Source organism: Longitalea arenae (assembly GCF_016924755.1).
GTDB lineage: Bacteria > Bacteroidota > Bacteroidia > Chitinophagales > Chitinophagaceae > Niastella > Niastella arenae.
Genome location: NZ_JAFFJX010000036.1, coordinates 1 through 6,508, shown reverse-complemented (window position 1 = coordinate 6,508; position 6,508 = coordinate 1). Strand labels below are relative to the sequence as shown.

At 44.9% G+C, this 6,508-nt stretch carries 1 protein-coding gene; it reads right to left on the bottom strand.

Annotated elements, in window-relative coordinates:
- Positions 1–6,508: hypothetical protein (locus JT717_RS28210; RefSeq protein ID WP_205514703.1), on the bottom strand; the 6,508-nt coding region annotated here is incomplete at both ends.

Genomic DNA, 6,508 nt, shown 5'->3' with positions numbered 1-6,508 from the left:
ATTCCAGCGGTATGGTAATTGGTTAGTGCAGATGGTGGCTAGCGTTGTATCTCTGAGCACGTTGTTTACAGTCAGGACGAGGTTGATAATGGAGTCACAACCTGCTCTGCTTGTCAGCGTATCTCTGTAAGTGCCAGCGGCGGTGATATTAATGCCGTTCCAGCGGTATGGTAGTTGGTTGGTGCAGACGGTGACTGCGGTGGTATCACGTAATACGCTATTTACGGTCAGAATGAGGTTGATGATAGAGTCACAACCTGCTTTGCTTACCAGCGTATCTCTGTAAGTGCCAGCCGCGGTAATGTTGATTCCGTTCCAACGATATGGGAGCTGGTTGGCACAGATGGTCTCTCTGGTGGTATCACGTAATACGCTATTTACAGTCAGTATCAGATTGATGATCGAGTCACAACCTGCCCTGCTTGTCAGCGTATCTCTGTAAGTGCCGGCGGCAGTGATGTTAATGCCGTTCCAACGGTATGGGAGTTGGTTTGTGCAGATGGTGGCTACCGTTGTATCTCTGAGCACGTTGTTTACAGTCAGGACGAGGTTGATGATAGAGTCACAACCAGCTCTGCTGGTCAGCGTATCTCTATAAGTGCCAGCAGCGGTAATATTTATGCCGTTCCAGCGATATGGCAGCTGATTGGTACAGATGGTTGCTCTGGTGGTATCTCTGAGAATAGAATTGACAGTTAATATTAAGTTGATGATGGAGTCACAGCCAGATCTGCTGATGAGTGTGTCTCTATAGGTGCCAGCGGCGGTGATGTTGATTCCATTCCAGCGGTATGGCAGCTGGTTCGTGCAGACGGTGACTGCGGTGGTATCACGTAATACACTGTTTACAGTCAGGATGAGGTTGATGATGGAGTCACAACCTGCCCTGCTTATAAGCGTATCTCTGTAAGTGCCCGCGGCAGTGATATTGATACCATTCCAACGATATGGGAGCTGGTTGGCACAGATGGTCTCTCTGGTGGTATCACGTAATACGCTATTTACAGTCAAGATCAGATTGATGATCGAGTCACAGCCAGATCTGCTGATGAGTGTGTCTCTATAGGTGCCCGCGGCGGTAATGTTGATGCTATTCCAACGGTATGGGAGCTGGTTGGCACAGATGGTTGCTCTGGTGGTATCACGTAATACACTATTTACAGTTAGGATGAGGTTGATGATAGAATCGCAACCTGCTCTGCTTGTCAGCGTATCTCTGTATGTGCCAGCAGCGGTTATATTGATGCCGTTCCAGCGGTATGGTAATTGGTTGGTGCAAATGGTCGCCGTGGTGGTATCGCTTAATACGCTATTTACAGTCAGTATGAGGTTGGTGATGGAGTCACAACCTGCCCTGCTTGTCAGCGTATCTCTATAAGTGCCGGTGGTGGTAATGTTAGTGCCGTTCCAACGATATGGGAGTTGGTTGGTACATACTGAGGCTCTTGTGGTATCTCTGAGCACGTCGTTTACCGTCAGGATCAGATTGATGATAGAATCGCAACCAGCTCTGCTGGTGAGCGTATCTCTATAAGTACCAGCGGCAGTGATATTGATGCCATTCCAACGATATGGAAGTTGGTTAGTGCAGACTGTGGCTGTTGTCGTGTCACGTAATACACTATTTACAGTCAGGACGAGGTTGATGATAGAATCACAACCTGCCCTGCTTGTCAGCGTATCTTTATAAGTGCCGGCGGCTGTAATGTTAGTACCGTTCCAGCGATATGGCAGCTGGTTGGCACAGATTTTCTCTCTAATCGTATCTCTGAGAATAGAATTGACAGTTAATATTAAGTTGATGATGGAGTCACAACCTACTCTACTTGTCAGCGTATCTCTGTAAATGCCAGCGGCAGTAATGTTAATGCCGTTCCAACGGTATGGTAGCTGATTGGTACAAATGGTAGCTCTGGTGGTATCTCTGAGCACAGAGTTCACAGATAGAATGAGGTTAATGATCGAGTCACAACCTGCTCTGCTGGTGAGCGTGTCTCTGTAAGTGCCCGCGGCGGTGATGTTAATGCCATTCCAGCGGTATGGTAACTGGTTGTTGCAGACAATGGCTGTGGTGGTATCACGTAATACACTATTTACAGTTAGGATGAGGTTGATGATAGAATCGCAACCTGATCTGCTGGTGAGTGTGTCTCTATAAGTGCCAGCAGCGGTAATGTTGATTCTATTCCAGCGGTATGGTAATTGGTTAGTGCAGATGGTGGCTAGCGTTGTATCTCTGAGCACGTTGTTTACAGTCAGGACGAGGTTGATAATGGAGTCACAACCTGCTCTGCTTGTCAGCGTATCTCTGTAAGTGCCAGCGGCGGTGATATTAATGCCGTTCCAGCGGTATGGTAGTTGGTTGGTGCAGACTGTGGCTGTGGTGGTATCTCTGAGTACGTCGTTCACAGTCAAGATTAGATTGATGATAGAATCGCAACCTGCTCTGCTTGTCAGCGTATCTCTGTATGTGCCCGCGGCGGTTATATTGATGCCGTTCCAGCGGTATGGTAATTGGTTGGCACAGATGGTCGCAGTGGTGGTATCGCGTAATACGCTATTTATAGTCAGTATGAGATTGATGATAGAGTCGCAACCTGCTCTGCTTGTCAGCGTATCTCTGTAAGTACCGGCTGCATTTATGTTAATACCGTTCCAGCGGTATGGGAGTTGGTTGGTACATACTGTGGCTCTTGTGGTGTCTCGCAGAATGGCATTGACTATTAGTGTTAAATTAACAACCGAGTCACAACCAGCCGTGTTTACTAAGGTATCATTATAGTTTCCGGCTACACTGTAGGATTTGCCGTTCCATGTATATGGTAATTGATTACTACAAATATTTACAGTTTGTGCAGTAGAGACAGTTGATTTTACAGCCAATATTAGAGTGACGATCGAGTCGCATCCAGCTGCACTGATCAGCGTATCCTTATAAGTTCCGGCTGTGTTATATATGTTTCCATTCCACGAGTATGGTAATTGATTGTTACAGATCTCAACAGTTTCTGCGCCAGTAACATTTCGCTTTATGGTGAGCGTCAAAGTAACTATAGAATCACAACCAGCTGCACTGATCAGGGTGTCCTTATAAGTGCCTGCTGTATTATATGTGTTTCCATTCCAAGAGTATGGCAATTGATTGTCGCAGATGTCAATGGTTTGCTCACTACTTACATTCGGTTTGACAGTCAGAGTAAGAGTGACGACGGAGTCACAACCAGCAGCGCTGATCAGGGTGTCTTTATAAGTGCCTGCTGCATTGTAAATATTGCCATTCCAAGTGTAAGGAAGTTGGTTGCCACAAATGTCAACAATTTGCGAACCGGTAACATTTGGTTTGACAGTCAATGTGAGCGTAACAATGGAATCACAACCAGCTGCACTAATAAGCGTATCCTTATAAGTTCCGGCTGCATTATAGGTGTTGCCATTCCATGTGTATGGTAATTGATTATCGCAGATGTCAATGGTTTGTGCACCAGTGACATTTGGCTTGATGGTAAGGGTTAAAGTAACGATAGAGTCACAACCAGCTGCGCTAACCAGCGTATCTTTGTAAGTTCCGGCCGCATTGTAAATATTGCCATTCCATGTGTATGGCAATTGATTGCTGCAGATCTCAACAGTTTCTGCGCCGGTTACATTTGGCTTGATAGTCAGGGTTAAAGTAACGATAGAGTCACAACCAGCTGCGCTAACCAGCGTATCCTTGTAAGTTCCGGCCGCATTGTAAATATTGCCATTCCATGTGTATGGCAATTGATTGTCACAGATGTCAATGGTTTCTGCGCCAGTGACATTTGGCTTGATGGTGAGGGTTAAAGTGACGATGGAGTCACAACCAGCTGCGCTGATCAGGGTGTCCTTATAAGTGCCTGCTGCATTGTAAGTGTTGCCGTTCCAGGTGTATGGCAATTGATTGTCGCAGATGTCAACGGTTTGCTCACTACTTACATTCGGTTTGACCGTCAAAGTTAGAGTGACAACGGAGTCACAACCAGCGGCACTGATCAGGGTGTCCTTATAAGTGCCTGGGGTATTATATATGTTTCCATTCCAAGAGTATGGTAATTGATTGCCGCAGATCTCAATTGTTTCTGCACCTGTTACATTTGGTTTTACAGTCAATGTGAGCGTGACAATGGAATCACAACCAGCAGCGCTGATCAGGGTGTCTTTATAAGTTCCGGCTGTGTTATATATGTTTCCATTCCACGAGTATGGTAATTGATTGTTACAGATCTCAACAGTTTCTGCGCCAGTGACATTTGGTTTGATGGTGAGGATTAAAGTAACAATAGAATCACAGCCAGCTGCACTGATCAGGGTGTCCTTATAAGTGCCTGGGGTATTATATATGTTTCCATTCCAGGGGTATGGTAATTGATTGCCGCAGATCTCAACAGTTTCTGCGCCAGTGACATTTGGCTTTATGGTGAGCGTCAAAGTAACTATAGAATCACAACCAGCTGCACTGATCAGGGTGTCCTTATAAGTGCCTGCTGTATTATATGTGTTTCCATTCCAAGAGTATGGCAATTGATTGTCGCAGATGTCAATGGTTTGCTCACTACTTACATTCGGTTTGACAGTCAGAGTAAGAGTGACGACGGAGTCACAACCAGCAGCGCTGATCAGGGTGTCTTTATAAGTGCCTGCTGCATTGTAAATATTGCCATTCCAAGTGTAAGGAAGTTGGTTGCCACAAATGTCAACAATTTGCGAACCGGTAACATTTGGTTTGACAGTCAATGTGAGCGTAACAATGGAATCACAACCAGCTGCACTAATAAGCGTATCCTTATAAGTTCCGGCTGCATTATAGGTGTTTCCATTCCAAGAGTATGGTAATTGATTGTTACAGATGTCAATAGTTTCTGCGCCGGTTACATTCGGCTTGATAGTGAGGGTCAAGGTAACGATGGAATCACAACCAGCAGCGCTAATCAGGGTGTCTTTATAAGTGCCTGCTGCATTATATATGTTTCCATTCCAAGAGTATGGTAATTGATTGTTACAGATGTCAACGGTTTGAGAGCTGGCTACATTGGGCTTGATGGTGAGGGTTAAAGTAACGATAGAATCACAACCAGCTGCACTGATCAGGGTGTCCTTATAAGTTCCGGCCGCATTGTAGATATTGCCATTCCAGCTGTAAGGAAGTTGGTTACCACAAATGTCAACAATTTGCGAACCGGTAACATTTGGTTTGACAGTCAATGTGAGCGTAACAATGGAATCACAACCAGCAGCACTGATCAGCGTGTCCTTATAAGTGCCTGCCGCATTATATATGTTTCCATTCCAAGTGTATGGCAATTGATTGTCACAGATGTCAACAGTTTCTGCACCAGTGACATTTGGTTTCACAGTCAATGTGAGCGTGACAATGGAATCACAACCAGCTGCGCTGATCAAGGTGTCTTTATAAGTTCCGGCTGCATTATATATGTTTCCATTCCAAGTGTATGGCAATTGATTTTCGCAGATGTCAATGGTTTCTGCACCAGTGACATTTGGCTTGATAGTCAGGGTTAAAGTAACAATGGAGTCACAACCAGCAGCGCTGATCAGGGTATCCTTATAAGTGCCTGCTGCATTATATATGTTTCCATTCCAAGTGTATGGCAATTGATTGCCGCAGATGTCAACGTTTTGCTCACTACTTACATTCGGTTTGACAGTCAAAGTAAGAGTGACAATGGAATCGCAACCAGCTGAACTGATCAGGGTATCCTTATAAGTGCCTGCTGCATTATATATGTTTCCATTCCAAATGTATGGTAATTGATTGTTACAGATCTCAACAGTTTCTGCGCCGGTTACATTTGGCTTTATGGTGAGCGTCAAAGTAACTATAGAATCACAACCAGCTGCACTGATCAGGGTGTCCTTATAAGTGCCGGCTGTATTATATGTGTTTCCATTCCAAGAGTATGGTAATTGATTGTCACAGATGTTAATGGTTTCTGCGCCGGTTACATTTGGTTTGACAGTCAAAGTAAGAGTGACAATGGAGTCACAACCAGCTGCGCTGATCAGGGTGTCCTTATAAGTGCCTGCTGCATTATATATGTTTCCATTCCAAGTGTATGGCAATTGATTGTCGCAGATGTCAACGGTTTGCTCACTATTTACATTCGGTTTGACAGTCAATGTGAGCGTGACAATGGAGTCGCATCCAGCTGCACTGATCAGCGTAACCTTATAAGTTCCGGCTGTGTTATATATGTTTCCATTCCACGAGTATGGTAATTGATTGTTACAGATCTCAACAGTTTCTGCACCAGTGACATTTGGTTTGATGGTAAGGGTTAAAGTAACGATAGAGTCACAACCAGCTGCGCTGATCAGGGTGTCCTTATAAGTGCCGGCTGCATTATATATGTTTCCATTCCAAGAGTATGGTAATTGATTGCCGCAGATCTCAATTGTTTCTGCACCTGTTACATTTGGTTTTACAGTCAATGTGAGCGTGACAATGGAATCACAACCAGCAGCGCTG